This window comes from Janthinobacterium sp. GW823-FHT01H08 (assembly GCF_058797855.1).
Window position 1 is genome coordinate 3,239,770 of record NZ_CM179504.1, and the last position, 24,175, is coordinate 3,263,944.

The 24,175-nt window shown below is 62.6% G+C and carries 16 protein-coding genes; 8 read left to right on the forward strand and 8 right to left on the reverse strand.

Annotated elements, in window-relative coordinates:
* Positions 1–82: 82 nt before the first annotated feature.
* Positions 83–1,636 carry an NAD(P)H-hydrate dehydratase gene (locus AC3RCG_RS14425; RefSeq protein ID WP_492401538.1) on the reverse strand — a complete coding sequence of 518 codons (1,554 nt, stop codon included), beginning with the start codon at positions 1,634–1,636 and terminating at the stop codon, positions 83–85.
* Between the two features lie 130 nt (positions 1,637–1,766).
* Here AC3RCG_RS14425 and AC3RCG_RS14430 point away from each other — a divergent pair, with 130 nt between their 5' ends.
* A complete protein-coding gene (locus tag AC3RCG_RS14430) occupies positions 1,767–5,339 on the forward strand; it encodes a hydantoinase B/oxoprolinase family protein (protein ID WP_492401537.1) in 3,573 nt (1,190 codons plus the stop codon).
* Here AC3RCG_RS14430 and AC3RCG_RS14435 read toward each other — a convergent pair.
* Positions 5,321–6,280, reverse strand: a complete 960-nt coding sequence (locus tag AC3RCG_RS14435) for an AraC family transcriptional regulator (RefSeq protein WP_070288240.1) — start codon at positions 6,278–6,280, stop codon at positions 5,321–5,323. The two genes, AC3RCG_RS14430 and AC3RCG_RS14435, sit on opposite strands and share 19 nt — an antisense overlap.
* Before the next feature lie 178 nt (positions 6,281–6,458).
* Here AC3RCG_RS14435 and AC3RCG_RS14440 point away from each other — a divergent pair, with 178 nt between their 5' ends.
* From AC3RCG_RS14440 to AC3RCG_RS14450, 3 genes are all read left to right on the forward strand, one after another.
* Positions 6,459–7,505, forward strand: a complete 1,047-nt coding sequence (locus AC3RCG_RS14440; protein ID WP_070218675.1) for an NAD(P)-dependent alcohol dehydrogenase — start codon at positions 6,459–6,461, stop codon at positions 7,503–7,505.
* A gap of 281 nt (positions 7,506–7,786) precedes the next feature.
* Positions 7,787–10,213 carry a membrane-bound PQQ-dependent dehydrogenase, glucose/quinate/shikimate family gene (locus tag AC3RCG_RS14445; RefSeq protein WP_492490360.1) on the forward strand — a complete coding sequence of 809 codons (2,427 nt, stop codon included), beginning with the start codon at positions 7,787–7,789 and terminating at the stop codon, positions 10,211–10,213.
* 11 nt (positions 10,214–10,224) lie between these two features.
* On the forward strand, positions 10,225–10,860 hold the full coding sequence (locus AC3RCG_RS14450) for a TetR/AcrR family transcriptional regulator (RefSeq protein WP_492401534.1): 636 nt from the start codon (positions 10,225–10,227) through the stop codon (positions 10,858–10,860).
* A 412-nt stretch (positions 10,861–11,272) separates the two neighbouring features.
* On the opposite strand, the gene AC3RCG_RS14455 is transcribed toward AC3RCG_RS14450, so the two are convergent.
* From AC3RCG_RS14455 to AC3RCG_RS14470, 4 genes are all read right to left on the reverse strand, one after another.
* Positions 11,273–11,629 carry a hypothetical protein gene (locus AC3RCG_RS14455; RefSeq protein WP_409026405.1) on the reverse strand — a complete coding sequence of 119 codons (357 nt, stop codon included), beginning with the start codon at positions 11,627–11,629 and terminating at the stop codon, positions 11,273–11,275.
* Positions 11,630–11,756: 127 nt separating this feature from the next.
* A complete protein-coding gene (locus AC3RCG_RS14460; protein WP_143450122.1) occupies positions 11,757–11,951 on the reverse strand; it encodes a hypothetical protein in 195 nt (64 codons plus the stop codon).
* Positions 11,952–12,091: 140 nt separating this feature from the next.
* Positions 12,092–12,727 (reverse strand): hypothetical protein, encoded by a 636-nt coding sequence (locus AC3RCG_RS14465; protein WP_492401532.1) that lies wholly within the window; start codon positions 12,725–12,727, stop codon positions 12,092–12,094.
* A 990-nt stretch (positions 12,728–13,717) separates the two neighbouring features.
* Positions 13,718–14,065, reverse strand: a complete 348-nt coding sequence (locus AC3RCG_RS14470; RefSeq protein WP_492401530.1) for a hypothetical protein — start codon at positions 14,063–14,065, stop codon at positions 13,718–13,720.
* A 452-nt stretch (positions 14,066–14,517) separates the two neighbouring features.
* Between AC3RCG_RS14470 and AC3RCG_RS14475 the strand changes: the two genes are divergently transcribed.
* A complete protein-coding gene (locus tag AC3RCG_RS14475) occupies positions 14,518–14,820 on the forward strand; it encodes an HNH endonuclease (protein WP_230503469.1) in 303 nt (100 codons plus the stop codon).
* A gap of 79 nt (positions 14,821–14,899) precedes the next feature.
* Here AC3RCG_RS14475 and AC3RCG_RS14480 read toward each other — a convergent pair whose 3' ends face one another.
* Positions 14,900–15,790: a LysR family transcriptional regulator gene (locus AC3RCG_RS14480; protein WP_492401529.1), complete on the reverse strand. Its 891-nt coding sequence runs from the start codon at positions 15,788–15,790 to the stop codon at positions 14,900–14,902.
* Positions 15,791–15,936: 146 nt separating this feature from the next.
* Here AC3RCG_RS14480 and AC3RCG_RS14485 point away from each other — a divergent pair, with 146 nt between their 5' ends.
* Positions 15,937–16,689 carry an SDR family oxidoreductase gene (locus AC3RCG_RS14485; protein ID WP_492401528.1) on the forward strand — a complete coding sequence of 251 codons (753 nt, stop codon included), beginning with the start codon at positions 15,937–15,939 and terminating at the stop codon, positions 16,687–16,689.
* Positions 16,690–16,848: 159 nt separating this feature from the next.
* On the opposite strand, the gene AC3RCG_RS14490 is transcribed toward AC3RCG_RS14485, so the two are convergent.
* Positions 16,849–18,474 (reverse strand): response regulator, encoded by a 1,626-nt coding sequence (locus tag AC3RCG_RS14490; protein WP_070288250.1) that lies wholly within the window; start codon positions 18,472–18,474, stop codon positions 16,849–16,851.
* A 350-nt stretch (positions 18,475–18,824) separates the two neighbouring features.
* On the opposite strand from AC3RCG_RS14490, the gene AC3RCG_RS14495 reads away from it, so the two are divergent.
* Positions 18,825–19,889: a GGDEF domain-containing protein gene (locus tag AC3RCG_RS14495; protein WP_492401526.1), complete on the forward strand. Its 1,065-nt coding sequence runs from the start codon at positions 18,825–18,827 to the stop codon at positions 19,887–19,889.
* Positions 19,890–20,073: 184 nt separating this feature from the next.
* Positions 20,074–24,111 carry a phosphoribosylformylglycinamidine synthase gene (purL, locus tag AC3RCG_RS14500; RefSeq protein ID WP_492401525.1) on the forward strand — a complete coding sequence of 1,346 codons (4,038 nt, stop codon included), beginning with the start codon at positions 20,074–20,076 and terminating at the stop codon, positions 24,109–24,111.
* Positions 24,112–24,175 lie beyond the last annotated feature (64 nt).

Sequence of the window (24,175 nt, forward strand, 5' to 3'; positions counted from 1 at the left end):
CTGCGCGCTAATCCGACCTACCCGACTTCCGGGCCGTAGGTTGGATTAGCGCAGCGTAATCCAACGCCACCACACCGCATGCCTATGCCGACAAGGCATTGATCAAGCTGCGTATCGCCGGGATCAACTCCCCCGCCGTCAGGCCGATCGGGCCGCTGCCTGCCGCCACCAGCGCATCGGCCGCCGCGCCGTGCAGCCAGACGGCGCCGAGCGCCGCTTCCCATTCCGGCCAGCCCTGGGCCAGCAGGCTGCCGCACAGGCCGGACAGCACGTCGCCCGTGCCGGCCGTCGCCAGGGCGGGGCCGCCCGTGTTGTTGACGACCACCTGGCCATCGGGCGCGGCGATCACCGTGCCCGACCCTTTCAATACGACGATCACGCCCAGCTGCGCCGCCAGCTGGCGCGCCGCGCCCAGGCGGTCGGCCTGCACCTCGGCCACCGTCATGTCGAGCAGCCGGGCCGCTTCCAGCGGATGCGGCGTCAGAATCGTCGCGCCCGCGCCCGTGCGCACGGCCAGCGCCGATTGCAGCTCCGGCTCTGCCGCCATCAGGTTCAGCGCATCGGCATCGAGCAGCAGCGGGCTGTCGCTGTCAATGGCACGCTGCAGCAGTTCCACCGTATCGGCGTCGTCGCCCAGGCCCGGCCCCGCCACCAGCGCGGCAAAGTGCAGGCCGGAGAAATCCACGTCCTGCGCGCGGCGGCACATCAGCTCCGGCTGGCCGCTGTCGAAGGCGGGCGGTGCATCGGGAAAGGCGATGTAGACTCTTCCCGCGCCCGCATGCAGGGCCGTGCGGGCCGCCAGGATGGGCGCGCCGGCCATGCCTTGCGCGCCCCCGATGACGGCCACGCTGCCGTAGCTGCCCTTGTGCGTATTTTGCCGGCGCGGCTGCAACTGGCGCGCGAACAGGTGCAGGCCGCCCAGCTGGGCCCTGGCTTCGGGCAGCAGCGATGGGTCGATGGCCAGCGCCGCCACTTCCACTTCGCCCGCGTAGTCGCGGCCATTCGCCGTGTGCAGGCCCGGCTTGTCGCCGATGAAGGTGAGCGTGTGCGTGGCGCGGATGGCGACGCCGTCGATGGCGCCCGTGTCCGCATGCAGGCCGCTGGGCACGTCGAGGGCCAGCACCGGGCAATCGAGATTGTTGACGAGCTGCGCCATGTCGCGGCATTCGCCTTCCAGGGGGCGCGACGCGCCGATGCCGAACAGGCCATCGATGACCAGGTGCCACGGCGCGGCGCCCACGGCGGCCGAGGCCATGGACGTTGCCGCATCCATGAAGCGCGCGGCGCTGTTGCGGGCGCGGCTCAGGGCCTGTTCGCGTTCGGGCGACGTGGCCGGTGCTTCGGGCGCCAGCCAGACGAGCACTTCGAGGCCGCTGGCGGCCAGGTGCGCGGCCGCTTCCAGCGCATCGCCGCCGTTGTCGCCGGGGCCGGCGAGTACCAGCACGCGCCGGTGGCTCGTCTCGTCGCCATCCTCCTGGGCGTGCAGCAGCTTCAGGGCGGCGCTGGCGGCGGCCTGGCCCGCGCGCTGCATCAGCAGCCCTTGCGGCAGGTCGCGCAGGGCTGCTTGTTCGATGGCGCGCAGTTCGGCGATGGAGTACAGCGCGAGGGTGTTACCGGCAGAGTCGATCAGGGTCATGGGGTGTTCCGTTAGTCAGCATGTCTTCAACATAAGGCCGAAGCGGGCGAAAGGCAAGGCGCGCACGCCTGAAACGCGCCCCTGTTTGGCGGCTACAATAGCCATCTCACATAAGCGCGGGGGCAGGGCGATGGACTGGCAATTCTGGATCGACCGGGGCGGCACCTTTACGGACATCGTGGCGCGCCGTCCTGACGGCAACCTCGCCACACATAAACTGCTGTCGGAGAACCCGGGCCAGTACCGCGATGCGGCGCTGGCCGGCATGCGCCAGCTGATGGGCCTTGCGTCCGGCGCGCCGCTGCCCGTGGAACAGGTGGGCGCCATCAAGATGGGCACGACGGTGGCGACCAATGCACTGCTCGAACGCAAGGGCGAGCCCACCGTGCTGGCCATCACGCGCGGTTTTCGCGACGCCTTGCGCATCGCCTACCAGAACCGTCCGCAGCTGTTCGCGCGCCAGATCATCCTGCCGGAACTGCTGTACGGCGACGTGATCGAGATCGATGAACGCCTGGGCGCCCATGGTGAAGTGGTCGCGCCGCTCGACGAGGCGGCTGCCCGCGCCGCGCTGGCACACGCGCATGCGCGCGGCGTGCGCGCCATCGCCATCGTGCTGATGCACGGCTACCGCTACCACGCGCACGAGGCGCGGCTGGCGCAGCTGGCGCGCGAAACGGGCTTTACGCAGGTGTCCGTGTCGCACGAGGTCAGCCCCATGATGAAGCTGGTGGCGCGCGGCGACACCACGGTCGTCGACGCCTACCTGTCGCCGATCCTGCGCCGCTACGTCGACCAGCTGGCGATGGAGCTGCCCGGCGTGCACCTGCAATTCATGCAGTCGAACGGTGGCTTGACGGATGCGCGTGCCTTCCAGGGCAAGGACAGCATTTTGTCCGGCCCCGCCGGCGGCATCGTCGGCATGGTGCGCGCCAGCGCGCTGGCCGGCTTCGATAAAGTCATCGGCTTCGACATGGGCGGCACCTCGACGGACGTGTCGCATTACGCGGGCGAGTTCGAGCGCGTGTTCGAGACGCAGATCGCCGGCGTGCGCATGCGCGCTCCGATGATGAGCATCCACACGGTGGCCGCAGGCGGCGGCTCCATCCTGCATTTCGACGGCGCCCGCTACAAGGTGGGGCCGGACAGCGCGGGCGCCAATCCCGGTCCCGCCAGCTACCGGCGCGGCGGCCCGCTGGCCGTCACCGACTGCAACGTCATGCTGGGCAAGCTGCAGCCCGCCTTCTTCCCCCGCGTCTTCGGCCCCGACGCCGATGAAGCGCTGGATGCGGCCACGGTGCGCGCCCAGTTTGAAGCGCTGGCGCGCACGGTGGACTCGACGCCGGAACAGGTGGCCGAAGGTTATATTGCCATCGCCGTGGGCAATATGGCCAACGCCATCAAGCAGATTTCCGTGCAGCGCGGTCACGACGTCACCGACTATACGCTCACCAGCTTTGGCGGCGCGGGCGGCCAGCATGCCTGCCTCGTGGCCGATGCGCTGGGCATGCGCACGGTCTTCATCCACAGCCTGGCGGGGGTGATGTCGGCCTACGGCATGGGCCTGGCCGACCAGAGCGCCATGCGGGAAAAGGCCATCGAGGCTTCCCTGGGCGCGGATATCGGCGGCGATGTTGCGGCCCTGGGCGCCCTGGCGCGCGGCGACTTGTTGCGCCAGGGCGTGGCGGGGGAGCGCATCGCGCTCGTGCACCGCGTGCACCTGCGCTACGAAGGCACGGATACGGCCCTCGTCGTGCTGTTCGATACGGCCGCCGGCATGCAGGCGCAATTCGAAACTGCATACAAAAAACGCTTTTCCTTTTTGATGCCGGCGCGCGCCCTGATCGTCGAAGCCATTTCCGTGGAAGCCATCGGCGCGTCCGATGCGCCGGAACCGGCCGCGCCCGCGTATGCGCCCCGTGAAGGCGCGCTGGCGCCCGTGCAGACGGTGGCCATGTACTGCGCCGGCGCGTGGCGCGACAGCAGCCTGTATGGGGCGGACAGCCTGCGGCCCGGCGATACTATTGACGGCCCGGCCATCGTCAGCGACGCCAATGCCACCACCGTCATCGAGCCGGGCTGGCGCGCGGACGTGACGGCGCACGGCCATTTGATCTTGCGCAGAGTCGTCGCGGTGCCGGAGCGTGTCGCCATCGGGACGAATGCCGACCCCGTGATGCTGGAAATTTTCAATAATCTGTTCATGTCGATCGCCGAGCAGATGGGCCTGCGCCTGCAGAACACGGCCCATTCCGTCAACATCAAGGAACGGCTCGATTTCAGCTGCGCCATCTTTGACGCCCAGGGCCACCTGATCGCCAACGCGCCGCACATGCCCGTGCACCTCGGTTCCATGGGCGAGAGCATCCGCACCGTCATGACGCGCAATGCGGGCGCCATGCGGCCCGGCGACGTCTTCATGCTGAACGACCCGTATCACGGCGGCACGCATTTGCCCGACGTGACGGTCATTTCCCCCGTGTTTGACGAAGCGGGCGACGCCATCCTGTTCTATGTCGGTTCGCGCGGCCACCATGCCGATATCGGCGGCACCACACCCGGCTCCATGCCGCCCGATTCCACGCGCATCGAGGAAGAGGGCGTCCTGATCGACAATTTCAAGCTGGTCGACGGCGCCACGGGCGTGATGCGCGAGGACGACACCCTGGCCCTGCTGGCGGGCGCCAGCTGGCCCGCCCGCAATCCGCAGCAAAACCTGGCCGACCTGCGCGCCCAGGTGGCGGCCAACCAGAAGGGGGCCGACGAACTGCATAACATGGTCGCGCATTTCGGCTTGCCTGTCGTGCAAGCCTACATGGGCCACGTGCAGGACAATGCCGAGGAAGCCGTGCGCCGGGTCATCACCACTTTGAAGGATGGCAGCTACGCGCTGGACCTGGACAACGGCGCGCGCGTCCAGGTGGCGATCAAGGTGGACGTGGCGCAGCGCAGCGCCGTCATCGACTTCACGGGGACGTCCGTCCAGCTGCCGAACAATTTCAATGCACCGTCCGCCGTCTGCATGGCGGCCGTGCTGTACGTGTTCCGTACCCTCGTCGACGACGAGATTCCTCTCAATGCGGGCTGCCTGAAGCCCTTGACCGTGATCATCCCGCCCGGCTCCATGCTCAATCCGCAGTACCCGGCCTCCGTCGTCTCGGGCAACGTGGAAACCTCGACCTGCATCACCAACGCCCTGTACGGCGCGCTGGGTGCCATGGCCGCCTCGCAAGGCACGATGAACAATTTCACGTTCGGCAGCGAGCAATATCAGTATTACGAGACGATATCGGGCGGCTCGGGCGCCGGTCCCGGCTTCGACGGCACGGACGTGGTGCAGACGAACATGACCAATTCGCGCCTGACGGACCCGGAAATCCTCGAGTGGCGCTTCCCCGTGCGCCTCGACAGCTACGGCATCCGCGCCGGTTCCGGCGGCGCGGGGCGCTGGCACGGCGGCAATGGCGGCGTGCGCCGGGTGCGCTTTCTGGAACCGATGACGGCGGCGATTTTGTCGAACAACCGCATTATTCCGCCGTTCGGCATGGACGGCGGCGAGGCGGGCGCGCTGGGGCGCAATTACGTCGAGCGCGCGGACGGCACGGTGGAGCCGCTCGCGCATATCGGCAAGACTGCCATGCTTCCTGGCGACGTGTTCGTCATCGAGACGCCGGGCGGCGGCGGCTACGGCAAGACGGAATAGGCCAGGTCAGCGCTGGCACTGGCTCCGCTCAGCTGCGCGCGCACCTGACCCACGTCGCGCATGGGTGCGCGGCCGAACTGGCGGCTGTATTCGCGGCTGAACTGCGACTCGCTGGCGTAGCCGACGCGGTAGCCGGCCGTGCCCGCGTCGATCTGCTCGACCAGCATGAGGCGCCGCGCCTCCTGCAGGCGCAGCAGCTTCTGGTACTGCATCGGCGTCATGGCCGTAATCGCCTTGAAGTGGTGGTGCAGCGACGACATGCTCATGTTCGCCATGCCGGCCAGGTGCTCGATGCGCAGCGGCTGCGCGTAGTGGTGCTTGATCCAGTCGATGGCTTGCGCCACCTGGTGCGACTGGCTGCTGGCCAGCGCCATGTGGCGCAGGCGCGCGCCGACGGGACCATTGAGCAGGCGGTAGGTCAGCTCGCGGCGGATCAAGGGCGCCAAGGTGGCGATTTCCTCCGGCTTGTCGAGCAGGCGCACGAGGCGCAGCATGGCGTCGAGCAGTTCGGCCGACACGTCGCTGACGGAAATGCCGCGCGTGGCGGGCAGGATTTTCTGCTGCGCCGCGCCGGCTGCGCCGCTGGCGCTTTCACTGTCGAGCAGCGCGGCCACGTCGGCGATGTCGATGCCCAGCACCACGCACAGGTGCGGCTGCTCCACGCTCGCCTCCACCACGCGCACCTGCACCGGCAAGTCGACGGACGTCAGCAGATACTGCATGCGGCTGTAGTGGAAGGTTTCGCTGCCCAGGGTGACGTCCTTCGCGCCTTGCGCGATGATGGCCACGCTGGGGCGCGCCGCATGGAACAGCGATTCCGTGACGGACGACTGGCGGTGAAACGTCAGGTTGCCGATGGCCGTCGTGAAGTCGCCCGTGCGCGGCGCGTGGCGGATGATCAGGGCGGCGATTTCATCTTGCGGAGTAAGTGGCGTGGACATGGAGGTCAGTATGCGTGAGGCGAGGGAGGGCAGGGGCTGATCTTACGCAGATTTGGAGGATCGTGCAAAGGTCTTGCAGGATCGCGGTAACGGCGGCGCAGCATCTCGGGCACACTTGTGCAATCGCATGCACGGCACGCGTCACCCCTTGCCACACATTACAGATACAGGAGTTTTCATGACCACCATCGCCAAAGGCTACGCCGCACTGGGCCCGACTTCCGCACTGCAACCGTTCACGTTCGAGCGCCGCGCCCCGCGCGAAGACGACGTGGCCATCTCGATCAAATACTGCGGCGTGTGCCATTCCGACATCCACCAGGCGCGCGACGAATGGGGCGGTGCCGCCTTCCCCATGGTGCCCGGCCATGAAATCGCGGGCGTCGTCACGGCCGTCGGCGCCAATGTGAGCAAGTTCAAGGTGGGCGACCACGTGGGCGTGGGCTGCTTCGTCGATTCCTGCACTACCTGCAAGACGCGCAACGTGGATCTGGAGCAGTACATGCCAGGCCTGATCCAGACCTACAACGGCCTGGAAGCGGACGGCAAGACGGCCACGCAGGGCGGCTACTCGGACAGCATCGTCGTCAAGGAAGGCTATGTGCTGTCGATTCCCGACAACCTGCCGCTGGACGCGGCCGCGCCGCTGCTGTGCGCCGGCATCACCCTGTACTCGCCGCTGAACCACTGGAAGGCCGGCCCCGGCAAGCAGGTCGCCATCCTGGGCATGGGCGGCCTTGGCCACATGGGCGTCAAGATCGCCCACGCCATGGGCGCCGAAGTGACGGTGCTGAGCCAGACCCTGTCGAAGCGCGAAGACGGCCTGCGCCTGGGCGCCGACCATTACTACGCCACCAACGACGCGGAAACGTTCAGCAAGCTGGCCGGCACCTTCGATCTGATCATCTGCACGGTGGGCGCGGCCATCGACTGGAACCAGTACATCAACCTGCTGAAAGTCGATGGCAACATGGTCATCGTCGGCATCCCCGACGGCGCCGTGCCGCCCGTGAACGCCTTCGGCCTGGTGGGCGCGCGCCGCAGCCTGTCCGGCTCCATGATCGGTTCGATCAAGGAAACCCAGGAAATGCTCGATTTCTGCGGCAAGCACAATATCGTGTCCGACATCGAGATCATCCGCATCCAGGATATCAATGAGGCGTTTGAGCGCGTGGTCAAGAGCGACGTCAGGTATCGTTTCGTCATCGACATGGCATCCCTGTAACACCCGGCCCGCCTGTGTTTGTTGGATTACGCGCTTTGCGCTAATCCAACCTACGCATGTCCAGCATTCCGGTAGGTCGGATTAGCGCGTACGCGCGTAATCCGACAACCCTGCCAGTTCCCCATCCCCGCCCAAAATCAAGCACCCATGTCAATTTTTCTTTCCTTGCGTCAAAAATCGGCATAAAATGAAACCGTACAGTACAGTTTCACTACGTAGATTTAAAAAACCAGCCATCCCCGGCGTGCTTGCCTGGGCAGGGGAGGCGTCATGGATAAAAAATGGACACTTCAGTAAATAAAGGCGCGCCGGCGATCCCGGCGGTCTTCAGGGGCAAGCGGCTTGCCCTGACGGCTTTCGGTATCTTTCTTGGTTTTTCCGGCCTGGCCCTGGCGGCGGGCGGCATCGAACTCATCACCCTTGGCGGTTCCTGGTATTACCTGCCGGCCGGCCTGGGCCTCATTCTCGCCGGCGTGCTGTATCTGCGCCGCAAACCGCTGGCCAGTGCCGTCATCGCCGCGTTGCTCGTCGCGACACTGAGCTGGGCCGTGTGGGAAATCGGCTTTGCCTTCTGGCCGATGGTGCCGCGCCTGGCGCCGTTCCTCGTCATCGGCCTGGTGGCCGCCTTGCTGCATCCGTGGCTGGCCGGGCGTGCTCACGGTGGCCAGTCGCGCGGTTTCGCGGCGCTGTTTGCCGTCGTGCTGGCGGCTGGTTTCGCCTCGATGTTCAAGCCGCATGGCGTGACGGAGGCCACGGCGCAGCCGCAGCGGGATGCGGTGGCGGCCATCAATGACGGCAGCGCCAACTGGGCGCATTACGGCTATGGACCGTCGGGCACACGCTTTGCGCCGTACACGCAGATCGGCAAGGCCAACGTCGACCAGTTGCAAGTGGCGTGGACCTACCGCTCGGGCGAGCTGGCCGAAGGGGCGTCCGAATCGCAAAACACGCCGCTGCAGATCGGCGACACCATTTATACGTGCACGCCGACGAGCAAGGTCATCGCGCTCGACGCGGACACGGGCAAGGAACGCTGGACCTTCGATCCGAAGCCGGCCAACACGAAGACGTGGAACCGCTGCCGCGGCGTCGGCTACTACGAGCCGGCGAAAGTGACAAAGCCGTTCCAGTTCGAGGGCATGCAGGCGGCCAGTGCGCCGGTGGCGGGCGCGTGCGCGAAGCGTATCGTGCAGGTGACCATGGATGCGCGCCTGATCGAAATCGACGCGCAGACGGGCAAGCAGTGCGAGGGTTTTGGCGACAAGGGCTCCGTCGACCTGACGGTCGGCCTGGGCAAGGTCAAGATGAACGTGCCGTATTACGCCTACACGTCCGCGCCCACCGTGGCGCGCAACCTGATCATCCTCGGCGGCTGGGTCTTCGACGGCCGCTCGACCGATGAACCGTCGGGCGTCGTGCGCGCCTACAGCGCCGACACGGGGGAGCTGGTGTGGGCCTGGGACCTCGGTAATCCGGCCATCACGAAGCTGCCGCCGGAAGGGCAGACCTACACGCGCAGCACGCCGAACATGTGGTCGGCGCCCGCGTTCGATGATGCGCTGGGCCTGGTCTACCTGCCGACGGGGAACGAGCAGCCGGACTTCTGGGGCGGCAAGCGTCCGCCGCTGACAGAGAAGTATTCGTCGGCCATCGTCGCCCTCGACATGGCCACGGGCCGCGAGCGCTGGACGTATCAAACCGTTCACCACGATATCTGGGATTACGACGTGGCCGCGCAGCCCGCCCTGTACGACGTCCCGGACGGCAAGGGTGGAAAAATACCCGCGCTGGTGCAGCTGACCAAACGGGGCCAGATCTTCATGCTGGACCGCCGCACGGGTAAGCCGATTGCGGACGTGGTGGAAAAACCCGTGCCGCAGGAGCATGCGGCCGGCGACTGGGTATCCAAAACGCAGCCATATTCGACCGGCATGCCGGCCCTCGGCGCGGAAACGCTGACGGAACGCGACATGTGGGGCGCCACCTTCTTCGACCAGCTGGCTTGCCGCATCAGCTTCCGCAAGCTCAATTACAAAGGGGAGTTCACGGCGCCAAGCACGCAAGAGACCTTGATTTATCCAGGCTACTACGGCGGCTTTAACTGGGGTGGCGCGGCCGTCGATGAAAGCAACGGCTATATGTTCGTCAACGATATCCGCATGCCGCAGGTGGTCAGGCTGGTGCCGCGCGAAACGGTGGACGTGGCCAAGCTGACGTCGGGCCACGGCGTGGGCAGCACCTATCCGATGGATGGCACGCCGTTCGTCATCGACCACAAGGCCTTCAATTCGCCGCTGGGCATACCGTGCCAAAGCCCGCCGTGGGGCGTGTTTGCCGCCATCGACCTGAAAACGCGCACGAAAGTGTGGGAGCGCCCGGCCGGCACGGTGCGCGACGCCGTCATCCACGGCGTACGCGCAAGCCTGCCCATCCCGCTGGGCATGCCGACCCTGGGCGGCGGCGTCAGTACGGCGTCCGGCCTGGTGTTTTATGCGGGCACGCAGGATTACTATTTGCGCGCCATGGATATCGCCACAGGCCATGAAGTGTGGAAGGCGCGCATGCCCGTCGGTTCGCAAGGCACGCCGATGACGTATGTGTCGCCCAGGTCGGGCCGCCAGTACGTCGTGGTGGTGGCGGGCGGCGCCCGCCAGAGCCCGGACCGGGGGGATTACGTGATAGCATACGCGCTTCCCAAGACACAGTAAGAGTTTGCTTCATGCCCCAGTTGCGCACCGTTCCCGCTTCCCCGACGACCCGAAGCGAGGAGCGGCGGCGCAAGCTGCTGGTGGCGGCGGCGGACCTCTTCCTCGCCTCCGGCTACGACGGCGTCAGCATGGACGCCATCGTGGCCGAGGCGGGCGGCTCGAAAGCCACCGCCTACCGCTACTTCGGCAGCAAGCAGGAATTGCTGGTGGCCGTGGTGGAGTACCTGTGCGCCGACTTCATCATCGCGCTGCGCCAGCTCGATACGTCGCAGGCGGGCCTGGAGCAGGGTTTGCAGCTGATCCTCGATGAACTGGTGGCGGTCGTCACCAGCCCCCGCCATGTAGACTTTTATCGCCTCGTCGTCACGGGTGCGGCCGCCGTGCCGGCCGTGGGCCAGACCTGGTACGAGCACGGCCCGCAAGTGTGGCACGCCCTGATCCTGCGCCTGCTGGAACAGCAGCGCACGCAGGGCCGCATCGCGCCCGCCACCTCGTTTTCCAATCTGCCGCAGATCCTGTTCGACGCCGTCTTCTCGCACCTGACCACGCGCACCGTCATGCTGGGGCAGGGCGGCGATGCCGCCACGTTCCGGCCCTTGATCGCGGAGCTGATCGAGCTGGTGGTGGCGAGGGTGGAGCGCAGGTAAGCGGCGAAAAGAGACTTGAGCCCATCGGGCAGCATGCTTTAGCCATAGCATCGCTCCTGCCAAGAACCCGCCGGTCATCCTGTCGCTGACTGTCGTGTCGCTGACTGCCGTGTACGTCCGCTATCGCCCCAAAGCAGCCGTTCACATTTGGTGTATCCATTCCACTTGACCGTCAAGAAGTGTGACCCAAACTCGTACATCTGGAGGATCGACAACTGCCACCGTGGGGTCCGTTACTGCTGGAACGACGTAAATCGCCTCCCACCTGCTCGGCTCTTTGCTGCCAATCCGGCCAGGAAGGATGTACTCAATGGCATTTGACGACAAATATTTCTCAGCAATCCTGAGACACAGATCTTCGGTCATCGCGTTCCTTGGAAATTATCGAATGGCCGCTCCTGGCCGGTTGGAGTCACTCTGCTGATGTCATTGGGGCTTCACGGAGTATGAACCTGCTCGCCATCCGGTTCCAGCTAGCAGCCCGCCCTTGAAGAAATAACAGCTGTCCATACTCATCCATATTTGAATCTCGGTGAGTTAAGCGTAGCCATTTTTCATAAAATACGTCAAAGTCTTCCTGAGTCATTTGAGGTAAAAACTTATCGGTATAATCAAAGATGGCAAGGAACTCAGTGTTAGGCCGCAACGATATTGAGCGCAATGGTTCAATGCCGAGCAAACCCATCAGCAACTCCAATTCGTCGTCACTGGCGAGCGTAACCGAGAAAAACTCGGCACAGGCCGCCGCCATTAAGGCTTCAATCGACAAAGACGCTGTTGCACTTGGTTCGTTTGACGATGCGAATAGATAGCTTTGAATTCTCGCCTCCACTACAGTTGAGATGATATCGACGTCCAGTAGTCCGTCTGCTTCTGGCCGGTTTAAGCCTTATATTTTATTGCCAACGGATTTTCCATCCAGACTCGGCAATGAACTGAGACACGCCGCTCAAAGTCTCCACCCATGAATCAAAAGCACGATTTGGATTTGGACCACCACTACCGTCCCACCATTCAACGATGAAATAGCCTCCTGTTTTTTCCGGGTCATACTCAACTCGAACCTGATGAGTTGGATGTTCAGAATTCATGATAGTTCCTGTTGTGTTAATTTTTACCATACCTATCTCTGCTCGACGCGGTTTCACTATCTTTCGTCCGTCTGCTCCTGACCGGTTGCCGTCGTTGGCAAGTTCCACCCCAATTCGGACCTTCGCGATTGGACTGATAGCTAGTAGTCCGAGCCATAGTCGTTGATTGTTATTGGCATACTAAATAAGGCCGCCAGTCTGTTGGCATTGCTCTGAAGCCAGAGTAATGCATCTTCATTAAAATGGTCCGCCGCGAAGAAGACCACAGAGCGTCGATTTTCCAACATCCTTACCTCAAATGAAACAAAGCCAGGACCCTTCGCTCTGCGCATGAAGCAGACTGATAAGGCCTCTATGTTTTCAACGTCAATTGAAATTACTTGGTTTTTTCTGGCTATTCCAATGGAGTTCGAACTACAGTCCTTCCACCCAATTAAATGCCAATACTTGGCATCTACGCAGAGTTCGGCCACACGCGGTGGAGCCCCATCGTGATTGCTCCGGCCGGGAGGAATTGTGAATGGCCATGAAACGCTTTCGTCGAGAACTTCTACTTGAATCATGAATGGCCTCAAACCGGACAGATGGCAATGAATAAAGTCGCGTGAATCGCTTTTGGCCGCTAGCGGCCCATGAGCATAGCGAAATGTCAAGCGAGAAAAGTCACGCATTGTCACGTCAACGCGAATGGCTGCTCTTGGCCGAAGGCCGCCGTCAGCCCCACTGCAATTATTTGCATCGTAGCCATTCATCCCAAATTTGAGAAGCGAGGTCACGATAATCGCTTATCGGCCCGGCAGTCTCGCTGTCGAACCATCTACAAAATTCCTCGTGAACTATAAGTTGCACATCGGCTTCAGATTTGGCATGCCTCAGTCGGGGAATAATTGTCCCGACCTCTGGTTCGTATTCGTCTGTGTTCGTTTCAAAATTAATACCAATTGGGTCAGCCTCGAACAGTAGCTTTGATAGCGCATCGAAGAGCTCACGATACTGTAGTCGAACAGCCTTTCTCTTCTCTATCTCGATGCTAACCATCAATACTATCCTGTTTTCCGGCTATAAAAATGACAGTCCGCTCCTGGCCGATAACGGAAGCACTATGCAGCTCTCCAAATTGATTCGAACTCTTGATGGGAAATCACACTGTACCCTGACTCTGATAAATCGAGAGGCTTTTCTGATATCCCGCCAAATTCGTCGCTCTCATTGTCGGCACTATAGCAAAGCTGCGGACCAGAATTGTACTGTTCAATTTGTCGGGTAACCCAGCCTGCACCATCGACTTCAAAGTACCACCAGGACGTACCCCATGCATCGTACCTGTCATCTCTAGTCTCGTCCCAGTGTCTTTTTACGTAACTTGGCATACTTAAATTGAGTAATGAAGGGTAACCTCAGTCGTCCGCTTCTGGCCGGTTGCCGTCTTGTTATATCTTAACCTCTGATGATAAATTGGAGCTCGTATCAACCCATCGTGGGCGGAGTCCTTTCGCAAACTCCTCCCTTACCTTGGTTAACGAATACTCGTCGCCCATGTCTGCTTCAATTTCACCGATGCAGCCCCAACAGTCGCCACCACAGTCAACTGATAGAGGGTCATCTTTCTGGTCCAGTTTTCGACTGCATATACTGCATGTATTTCGCATCTTCAAACCTCTATACGACTACACGTTGTTTGCGGCCACGGCGAGCGTCGGCTTTTGGCCGGTTGCCGTCGTTGGCAGGTTACGCCCCAAAGTGGACTCTCAAATCCTACCAGCGAGCTATGCAATCATCAGCGTTGCGTTGTCAAACGACTCATCGTCCAATGCTAAAATCACTGCACGCATCAGTTCACAATGCGTAGGCGGCAATTCGTGGCCTTTGTGTGATGTATTCCAGTATTTGTATAGCATCTCCAACTCCACCTTAAAAGCAGTAAGCGTGGCACCCGAAAGGCAGAATCCCGCCTCAGAATCAGCTCGTTCTGTAATTGTACTAATCGTTGGCAGCCCGATATCGAAGCTAGCGGCTTCCCAATAGAGATACACGGTCTGAGCGGAACCCAAGTACAGATTGATGGTTGGCTCAATCGCTGTAGACTGTTTAAATATCATCAGATGATAGGCCACTTAGTTCCTTTAAGTCGCGAGTTGGGCGTCCGCTTCTGGCCGCCAGCGGCCCACGAGCATAACGAATTATCAAGCGAGAAAAGTCACGCATTGTCACCTCAACGTGAATGGCCGTTTGTGGCGGCGGATTCTATCGGTGGTCGCAGCACCTTGGAGTACGCTAAAGTCAAGCGGCCAGCGCAAGCTTCTGCTTGGGCCAGACGCCAGACGCCATGTCGCGCCGATTCTGATGGCAACTGCATCATCAGCATGCAAAATCGCCGGTCCCATCGAGCGCTCCCGGCAGAAGATGGGCCAGGCTGTTGTCGCCAACTGTGACGTTATCACGCGCAGAAGCAGGCGCTCTGCCGCGGCTGCTCCGGCCGGGGCGATGGACTCGTTCCGCCCCGGGTCGCGTTGCACCAGGGGCGAATGATATAGTGGCGGAAATGTATACACTGAAAGAAACTACCATGAAAAACGATGCAAGCACTCGCCCGCAAGCCAGCCAGGCACCTGCCAGGCTCAGCAAAGGGGACTTCGTCACCGCACTGCGCAAGCAGCTGCAAGAAGAAGGAAAGACCGGCAAGTCCAGCGTGGACGTACGCGCTGCGACCCTGCACACGGACGTTGGCGTGTATCCGGCGCGCGGCCACTCGATGCCGACCTGTTGCACGGTGATGTATGAAGAGATGCAGCCCGGTGACGAGATTCTGCTGACGCCATCCGGCGGCAAGGGACCGACGCTGCTGGTACGGTATAAACTCCCGCGCTGATCGAACCTTGCCCTGCGCCGTGAACAGGTGTTCACGGCACCGCTCTGGCTTGCGGCGGCAAGCGGCGGACAGAGGCTGCTCAGCGGATGTTCAGTGCCGGTACCTTTGAAAACGCTTCAGCGATGAAGTCCATGAACACGACGGCCCGCGTTGGCAGCAGCCTGTTTGCGACATAGACGATTTGAACCGGGATGGGCAGGGCAGTGTGCGCCGTCAGGAGCAACTGCAAATTGCCATTCCTGAGTCCTTCCTCGAACAGCCACTGCGGCCCATGTCCGATACCGAGTCCCGCATTGACCAGTTCGCGCACGGCCTCGGGTGAGTTTACCCGTACCTTTCCCGATACTGCTACTTCCGTATCGCGGAAGCGCCATGTGGCACCCGACGACAGCAGGGTGTAGATCACGCAATCGTGCCCGCGCAGATCATCGGGCGTGACCGGCACGCCGCGTCTGGCGAGATAGCCCTTGCTGGCGACGAACACGCGCTCGAACAAGCCGATGCGCCGCGCGCGCAGTGCGCTGTCTTCCAGATGGCCGATCCGAATTGCCAGTTCCGCTCCTTCATCGACGAGACCCACATAGCGATCATTGATCTGGAGATCGAGCGCCAAGCCGGGATAGCGCTCCAGGAAGGCGGGGACATGCGGCAACACAAATGCATGCGCCAGAGCGGTCGGGCATGCGACGCGCAGCAATCCGGACGGATCGACGTTCTCCCTGAAGGACGATTCGGACTCGTCGACGGCGTCAAGGATGCGCCGCACTTCCGCATAGTAGCGTTCCCCTTCGGGCGTGAGGGCAAGCTTGCGCGTTGAGCGGTGCAGCAGCCGCGTCTGCAGATGCTCTTCCAACGCCGCCACATGACGGCTGACGTTGGGCTGCCCCAGGCCCAGGTCGCGGCCGGCAGCAGAGAAGCTCCCCGTCTCCACTGCGCGCGCGAAGCATGTCATCAAAAGAAACCGGTCCAAAGTTACTCTCCATTCAATTCATGCAATTGGAGCATGAATTATATGCAAAGATACGATCTTATCGAATTTCGAGCATGAGCGCATAGTTCTTCCCACGGCAGGTCAGCCAACGCTGGTTGACCATGAATCACCTACAGGAGAATTTTATGTCCCGCTTGCAAGGAAAACGTACTCTTATCACCGGCGGCACCAGCGGCATCGGCCTTGAAACAGCCAGGCAGTTCCTCGCCGAAGGCGCACGCGTCATCGTCACCGGCGTCAATCCGGAATCCATCGAGAAGGCCAGGAAGGAACTCGGCGCCGAGGTTCTTGTGCTGCGCGCCGATTCCGCCAATGTCGCCGCCCAACAGGAGTTGGCGCGCGCCGTCCAGGCGCACTACGGCCAGCTCGATATCGCCTTTCTCAACGCTGGCGTATCCGTCTGGACGCCGATTGAAGCGTGGACGGAGGAAATGTTCGACCGATCGTTCGACATCAACGTCAAGGGTCCCTATTTCCTGATCCAGGCGCTGCTGCCAGTGTTCGCGAACCCCGCATCGGTGGTGCTCAACACATCGGTCAGCGCGCACGTGGGCTCGGCGCATTCATCGGTATATGCCGCAACCAAGGCCGCATTCTTGAACTTGTCGAAAACGCTGTCGGGCGAACTGCTGGCACGCGGCATTCGCGTCAACGCCGTCAGTCCCGGCCCGGTCGAAACGCCGCTGTACGACAAGCTCGGCATCCCGGATGCCTACCGCGATCAGCTCAACAAGGACATTACCGCAACGATTCCGTTCGGCCGCTTCGGCACGCCGGAGGAAGTGGCCAAGGCGGTGTTGTACCTCGCTTCCGACGAGTCCCGCTGGACCGTCGGCTCCGAAATCATCGTTGACGGCGGCCGTACGCTTAACGGCTGACGTCACACAACTGCCGAACTATACGGATGCGCCCGCTCCGAATGCGTGAGCGGGCTTCATTTTGAAACAGAGTATTCAAATTGCGCAAACGGCGGCGATGGGACGGCCCACCTTGTCGAACGGCTTGTTGTCGATTGACGGGCAGGGCGCAGGCAAGAGTCAGGTCGCAATACCATACTTGTGCTGCGTAGCCGCATACTGCTGCTTGAGCGACTCCAGCTGCGGATGCCTGGGGTCGATCTTGCGGATCACCTGCATCTGGTGCTGCGCCTGTTCAGCGAGCGGGGCTTCCCAGCCCAGCATGTTGAGCTGGCGCAGGATGGCCTCGACGGAGGCGAACAGCACGGGCAGGTTGCCCGGCGTCTTGCGCAGGGCCTGGCGCAGCACGAAGACGGCGCCCTTGAGTTCTCCGCTTTCCGCCTTGCTGGCCGCATCCTGCATCAATTCCTGCACCTGGTTCGTGATCTGCTGGCCCATGCCTTGCGCCAGGTCGTGGCGGCCCGCTTTTTCAAAGACATCGACGGCCGCTTCCATCGTCACGTCGCTGTCGGCTTCGTTGACGAGTTTCATCATGACGTCGGACGCGGCCTGTTCCAGGTTGTTCTTCAGGCAGCTTTGCACGAGGCCCACCTTCAGCTGCGTCGACAGGCCCCGCGCGTCGTCCAGGGCGGCGGCGGCCAGTTGCAGTTCGGTGGCGGCGGCGATGTCGTTGCCCGACAGTTCATGCAGCATGGCGGCCGAGATGGCGCGGCATGCTTCCACGTTGGCGCTGCCCCGCAGGGAGCGCTCCATGTCGCGCAGCACGCCGCTCGCTTGCGGCGCGTCGCCCTTTTTCACCAGCGTTTTTACCAGGTTGACGTGGTCTTCCGGGTCGCGGAATTCGGAGTACTTCGCTTTCGTCACGACCTGCTTGTAGGCCCGTTCGGCCGCGCCGATGTCGCCCGTGTCGAAGGCGATGCCGCCCAGGTGGCGCAAGCGGCGCACCATGTGCGGCGAGATGGCCACCGCGTCCTCGAGGATTTTCTTGGCCTGCAGTTGCTGGCCCATGGCTTCATGGTTTTGCGCCAGCAAGTCGTAGGCGGCCATGAAGCGGGGATAGGTCTCCACCAGTTCCAGCAGCGCTTCCTGCGCATCCTCGTGGCGCTGCTGTTCGAACAGGGTGCGCGCCAGGCCCAGGTGCGCCCAGGCCATGGGCCGCGTTGCCAGCATGTCGGCGTAGAGCTGTTCCGCTTCCTTCCATTCGTCCAGGCTGATGTGCAGTTCGGCGCGCAGGCGGGCGAAATCGGCCGCCAGGCGCGGGTGCTGCAGTTCGGCCGCGCGGCAGCTTTTCACGGCTTCGCGCAGGTCGCCCTTGTCGATCAGCTGATACGTGGGCAGAAAAACGGCGCGCCGCTCGATGGCGCGCGCGATGCGGCCGCTCAGCACGTCGACGGTGAACGGTTTTAATATGTAGTCGGACGGGGTCAGCTCCGCTGCGCTGATCACCTTGCTGTGGATGGCCTCCGAGGTCAGCATGATGAAGATCGTCCACAGGCCGATCAGCTTATGGTGGCGCAAGTCTTCCAGCAATTGCTGGCCATCCTGGCCATCCGTGCCGCTGCCAAGGTCGTATTCGCACAGGATGATGTCGAACGGTTTCTTCATCAGCAAGCGGATGGCCGTGCCGGCATTGACGGCATATTCCACCTTGGTGATGGCGGCCTGGTTCAGCATATTGTGCAGATTGCCCCGCATGCTGGGGTTCGGGTCGACGATCAGGACAGATAAGTCGCTAGTTTCTGGCATGGTTCAGCTCTCGTTCATCTGTTCGGTCATTTGCGGGAACTCTTCTTTTATGTAGCTGCCTGGCAGTATTGTTTTTTATCAGCATACTGCAAAGCCGCCCGACACTGCCAGCAAAATGCATGCAATCGGGTGCCGTGCGCAAGGGCAGGCGCGTCCAGCGCCGTCCGGCGTTGTATTTCATGACACGAGCGCCCCTTGCGACGGTGCGGGCGCCTGTTTTTCCGGCCATTCCCTGACTACCGTGATAGTATTCTAAAATGCAACACCTGTTGCATGCCGCACCACGTCGCGGCAAGGCATGCGCAAGGCTTTAACGGGCGCTTTATCCCTCTCTGGTGTCGATACCCGTCATGCGCGTTCCTGAACTGTCTACCTTGCGGCGCATTGCCGTTCCCCTTGCCTTTGGCGGCAACAGCGAACAGCAGCATACGTATTTTGCGGAATTGCACCGGGTCGGCCTGATCACGCAAGTGATGGGCATCATCGCCTTCAGCCTGGCCTGGCTGCTGATGCCGCCGGCCTACCATCCGAACCTGACGCACGCCGTGCTGGCCTTGCTGGGCATGTTGGCGAGCCTGGCCGTGCGCGCCCGCTGTACCACCTTGCCCGTGCTGACCATGACGGGTGCCTGCGCCGTGCTGGCACTGACCTTCGGCTTGCGCACCATGGCCGATGCTGTCCACCACGCCAGCTTCTGGGTCTTGCCCGTGGGTGTCTTCATGACCCTGGCCATCGCGTCCATCTTCAATGGCGGTCTGAGCTACCTGGCCGTGGTGGCCGGCGTGTGGTGGAACGTGGGCCACGGCCTGTATCCCGTCAACGCTGGCTTGCCCGACCAGCCCTGGGTGCCGTTGATGATCGCCGTCAGCGTGCTGTTCGGGCTGGCGCTGAACGTCAGCTTCAGCTTATTGCGCCTGCGTAACTATCACGCCAGGGTGGAATTGACGCGGCTGGCCTTCCAGGACAGCCTGACGGGCTTGAACAACCGCCGCATGTTCACGCAGCGGGCCCAGCAGATGCATGGCGCAAGCCACGGCGGCATGCTGCATTTCCTGATGATCGACATCGACGATTTCAAGATCATCAACGATCAGCAGGGCCACGATGCGGGCGACGCGGTGCTCATGCGCACGGCCGCCATCATCGCGGACAAGGCGCAAAGCCATCTGTGCGGACGCCTGGGCGGCGAGGAATTCGGCATCGTCTACGCGGGTGACCGCGAGGCCGTGCGCGCCTTCGCCGGCGCCCTGGTCGCCGCCGTCAGCCAGGCTTTCCATGCGGCACAGTTCGTGTCGATCAGCGTGGGCGTGGCCGAGCTGGACCGGGACAAGGAGCTGAGCCACAGTTACCGGCTGGCCGACGAGGCGCTGTACCTGGCCAAGCGCCAGGGCAAGAACCGCTATGTGATTGCCTGATCCTGTTGTTGCAAGTTGGCAAAAACTGCCGCTTTCAGGGGCAAAATGGCCGCAAAGCCATAAGTTCCGGTAATAAAGCAGGGGTAAAACGGGTATAATGCGCGCAAAGGAAATTTGCCGTACGAAAGATATTGTCATACCTACCTTTAACCCGCAGCCACGCTGCATCAACCACCTTCCAATCATGTTGATACTGCCGGGTTCCAATGCCCTGTCCCATTTCCGTAGCCACCGTCTGTTAAGCCAACTGCAAGCCGTCTCGCCTGCGATCGTTGCCGTGCAAGCACGCTATGTCCATTTCATCGATGCCAGCGCGCCTCTCACCAACGACGACAGCACGCGCCTTGGCGCCTTGCTGACGTACGGCGAGCCGGCCCAGGCCGACAATACGGAAGGCGCTGCCGAAGAATTCTTCGTCATCCCCCGTTTCGGCACGATTTCGCCGTGGGCTTCGAAAGCCACCGACATCGCGCACAACTGCGGCATGGCGCACATCAAGCGCGTCGAACGCGGCATCGCTTTCCGCATCAACCTGAAATCGGGCATCCTGGGCAGCGCCATCGGCGCCGGCAAACTGACGGACGAGCAAGTACAGGCCGTGGCCGACCTGCTGCACGACCGCATGACGGAATCCGTGCTGCGCAGCGCCGACGACGCCAAGGACTTGTTCCGCACCCTGGAAGCGCGTCCGTTGGAATCGATCGACTTGCTGGGGCAGGGCAAGCGCGCGCTGGAAACGGCGAACACGGAACTGGGCCTGGCGATGTCGGAAGACGAAATCGACTACCTGGATGCCGCCTTCACCAAGGCCGGCCGCAATCCGACGGACGTGGAACTGATGATGTTCGCGCAGGCGAACAGCGAGCATTGCCGCCACAAGATCTTCAACGCCGACTGGACCATCGACGGCGTGGCGCAGCCCAAGTCGCTGTTCGGCATGATCAAGAACACGCACGAACTGCAGCCGAAGGGCACCGTCGTCGCCTACAGCGACAACTCGTCCATCATGGAAGGCGCCACCGTGTCGCGCTTCTACCCGCGCGGCGACAAGCACGAATACGCGGCATCGACGGAACTGACGCACACCCTGATGAAGGTGGAAACGCATAACCACCCGACGGCGATTTCTCCCTTCCCTGGCGCGTCCACGGGCGCGGGCGGCGAGATCCGCGACGAAGGCGCAACGGGCCGCGGCGCCAAGCCGAAGGCTGGCCTGACCGGTTTCACCGTGTCGAACCTGTCGCTGCCGGACGCCGTGCGCAGCTGGGAAACGGCAGCTTCCGTGACGGCGCCATTGGCCTCGCGTACTGATGCAGATCAATACGGCAAGCCGGAACGCATCGCGTCGCCGCTGCAGATCATGATCGAAGGCCCGCTGGGCGGCGCCGCGTTCTCGAACGAATTCGGCCGTCCGGTACTGGGCGGTTACTTCCGCACCTATGAGCAGAACGTCGGCGCAGACAAAGACGCCGTGTTCGGCTACCACAAGCCGATCATGATCGCGGGCGGCATCGGCAATATCTCGGCGCAGCACACGCACAAGAACGACATCCCCGTCGGCAGCCTGCTGGTGCAGCTGGGCGGCCCGGGCATGCGCATCGGCATGGGCGGCAGCGCCGCCTCGTCGATGACCACCGGCAGCAACACGGCCGACCTGGACTTTGACTCCGTCCAGCGCGGCAATCCTGAAATGGAACGCCGCGCCCAGGAAGTCATCAACGCCTGCTGGCAAATGGGCGCGGACAACCCGATCATCTCGATCCACGACGTGGGTGCGGGCGGCTTGTCGAACGCGTTCCCGGAAATCACCAACGACGCCAAGCGCGGCGCGATTTTCGACCTGCGCAAGATCCCGCTGGAAGAATCGGGCATGGCGCCGAAGGAAATCTGGAGCAATGAATCGCAGGAACGCTACGTCCTGGCCATCGCGCCGGAAAGCCTGCCTCTGTTCAAAGCTATGTGCGAACGCGAACGCTGCCTGTTCGCCGCCGTGGGCGTGGCCACCGAAGAGCGTCAACTCAAATTGATCGATCCGGAACTGGGCAACGAGCCGGTCGACATGCCGATGGACGTCTTGCTGGGTAAGCCGCCAAAGATGCAGCGCGACGTGGTCCACGTGGCCAACGATTTCCCGGCCATCGATCTGACGGGCATGGACCTGGTGGACGTAGCGCAAAAAGTGCTGCTGCTGCCGACCGTGGCCGACAAATCGTTCCTGATCACCATCGGCGACCGCAGCGTGGGCGGCATGACCGTGCGCGACCAGATGGTGGGACCGTGGCAAGTGCCGGTGGCCGATTGCGCCGTCACCACCATGAGCTTTGAAGGTTATCTGGGCGAAGCGATGGCCATGGGCGAACGCACGCCGCTGGCCGTCATCGACGCGGCAGCTTCCGGCCGCATGGCCGTGGGCGAAGCCGTCACCAACATCGCCGCTGCCGCGATTGCCGACATTTCCGACATCAAGCTGTCCGCCAACTGGATGGCCGCCTGCGGCCAGCCAGGCCAGGACGCGGCCCTGTACGACACTGTGAAAGCCGTCGGCATGGACCTGTGCCCGGCGCTGGGCATCAGCATCCCCGTCGGCAAGGATTCGCTGTCGATGCGCACGACCTGGAAAGACGAGAACACGGGCGCGGCGAAATCCGTCACGTCGCCGGTGTCCCTGATCGTTTCCTCGTTCGCGCCAGTCACGGACGTGCGCAAGTCGCTCACGCCGCAGCTGAAAACGGACCAGGGCGATACGTCCTTGATCCTGATCGACCTCGGTCGCGGCAAGAACCGCCTGGGCGCCTCCGCCCTGGCGCAAGTCATGGGCCAGCTGGGCAATGAAACGCCGGACGTGGACAGCGCGGAAGACCTGAAAGGCTTCTTCGCCGCCGTCCAAAAGCTCAACAGCGACGACAAGCTGCTGGCCTACCATGACCGTTCGGACGGCGGCCTGTACGCCACCCTGACGGAAATGGCCTTCGCCGGTCACACGGGCATGTCCGTCAACCTGGACATGCTGACCATGGAAGGCGAGCATTCGAGCGACTGGGGCGACGCCAAGAACTGGACGGGCCAGGTGGCGGAACGCCGCAACGAGCTGACCCTGCGTGCCTTGTTCAGCGAAGAGCTGGGCGCCGTCATCCAGGTGCGCGCGGAAGAAAAGTCGCTCGTCATGGACGTGCTGCGCACGTTTAATTTGGGCGCCTGCAGCCATATCATCGGTAAATTGAACGACCGCGACGTGATCGAATTCACGCGCGACGCCAAGCTGATTTACACGCAGCCGCGCGCGGACCTGCACCGCCTGTGGAGCGAAACGAGCTGGCGCATCGCCCGCCTGCGCGACAATCCGGCCTGCGCGGACGCCGAATACGACCGCCTGCTGGACGTGCAAGACCCGGGCATGTCGCCGATCGTCACGTTCGACCAGAACGACAACATCGCCGCGCCATTCATCGCCACCGGCGTGCGTCCGCGTGTCGCCATCCTGCGCGAGCAGGGCGTCAACTCGCACATCGAGACGGCCTACGTGATGCACCAGGCAGGCTTCACGGCCGTCGACGTGCACATGAGCGACCTGATTGCGGGCCGCGTCAAACTGGACGACTTCCAGGGCGTCATCGCCGTGGGCGGCTTCTCGTACGGCGACGTGCTGGGCGCGGGCGAAGGCTGGGCGAAGACGATTCTGTTCAACGCCAGCCTGGCGGAACAGTTCGCGCTCTTCTTCAACCGCACGGACAGCTTCGGCCTCGGTATCTGCAACGGCTGCCAGATGATGAGCAACCTGAAATCGATCATCCCCGGCGCCCACGCCTGGCCGAAGTTCACGCGCAACAAGTCGGAGAAATTCGAAGGCCGCTTTGCCATGGTCGAAGTGATGGATTCCCCATCGATCTTCTTCAACGGCATGGCCGGCACGCAAGCCGGCATCGCCATCGCCCACGGCGAAGGCTACGCCGACTTCTCGCAAACGGGCGACATCACCCAGGTCACCAAAGCCATGCGCTTCGTCGACAACAAGGGCGCCGCCACGGAAGCGTACCCGTACAACCCGAACGGCTCGCCGGAAGGCATCACCTCCGTCACCACGCCAGACGGCCGCTTCACCGTGCTGATGCCGCACGCGGAGCGCGTGTTCCGGTCAGTCCAGCAGTCGTACCACCCTGAAGCATGGGGCGAGGATTCGCCGTGGATGCGGATGTTCAGGAATGCGCGGAAGTTTGTGGGGTAATTAGCTCGCTTTCAGGGCAGCGCTGGAGTTCAGGGCGCTGCTGCTTGGGGAGGAATGAGAAAGC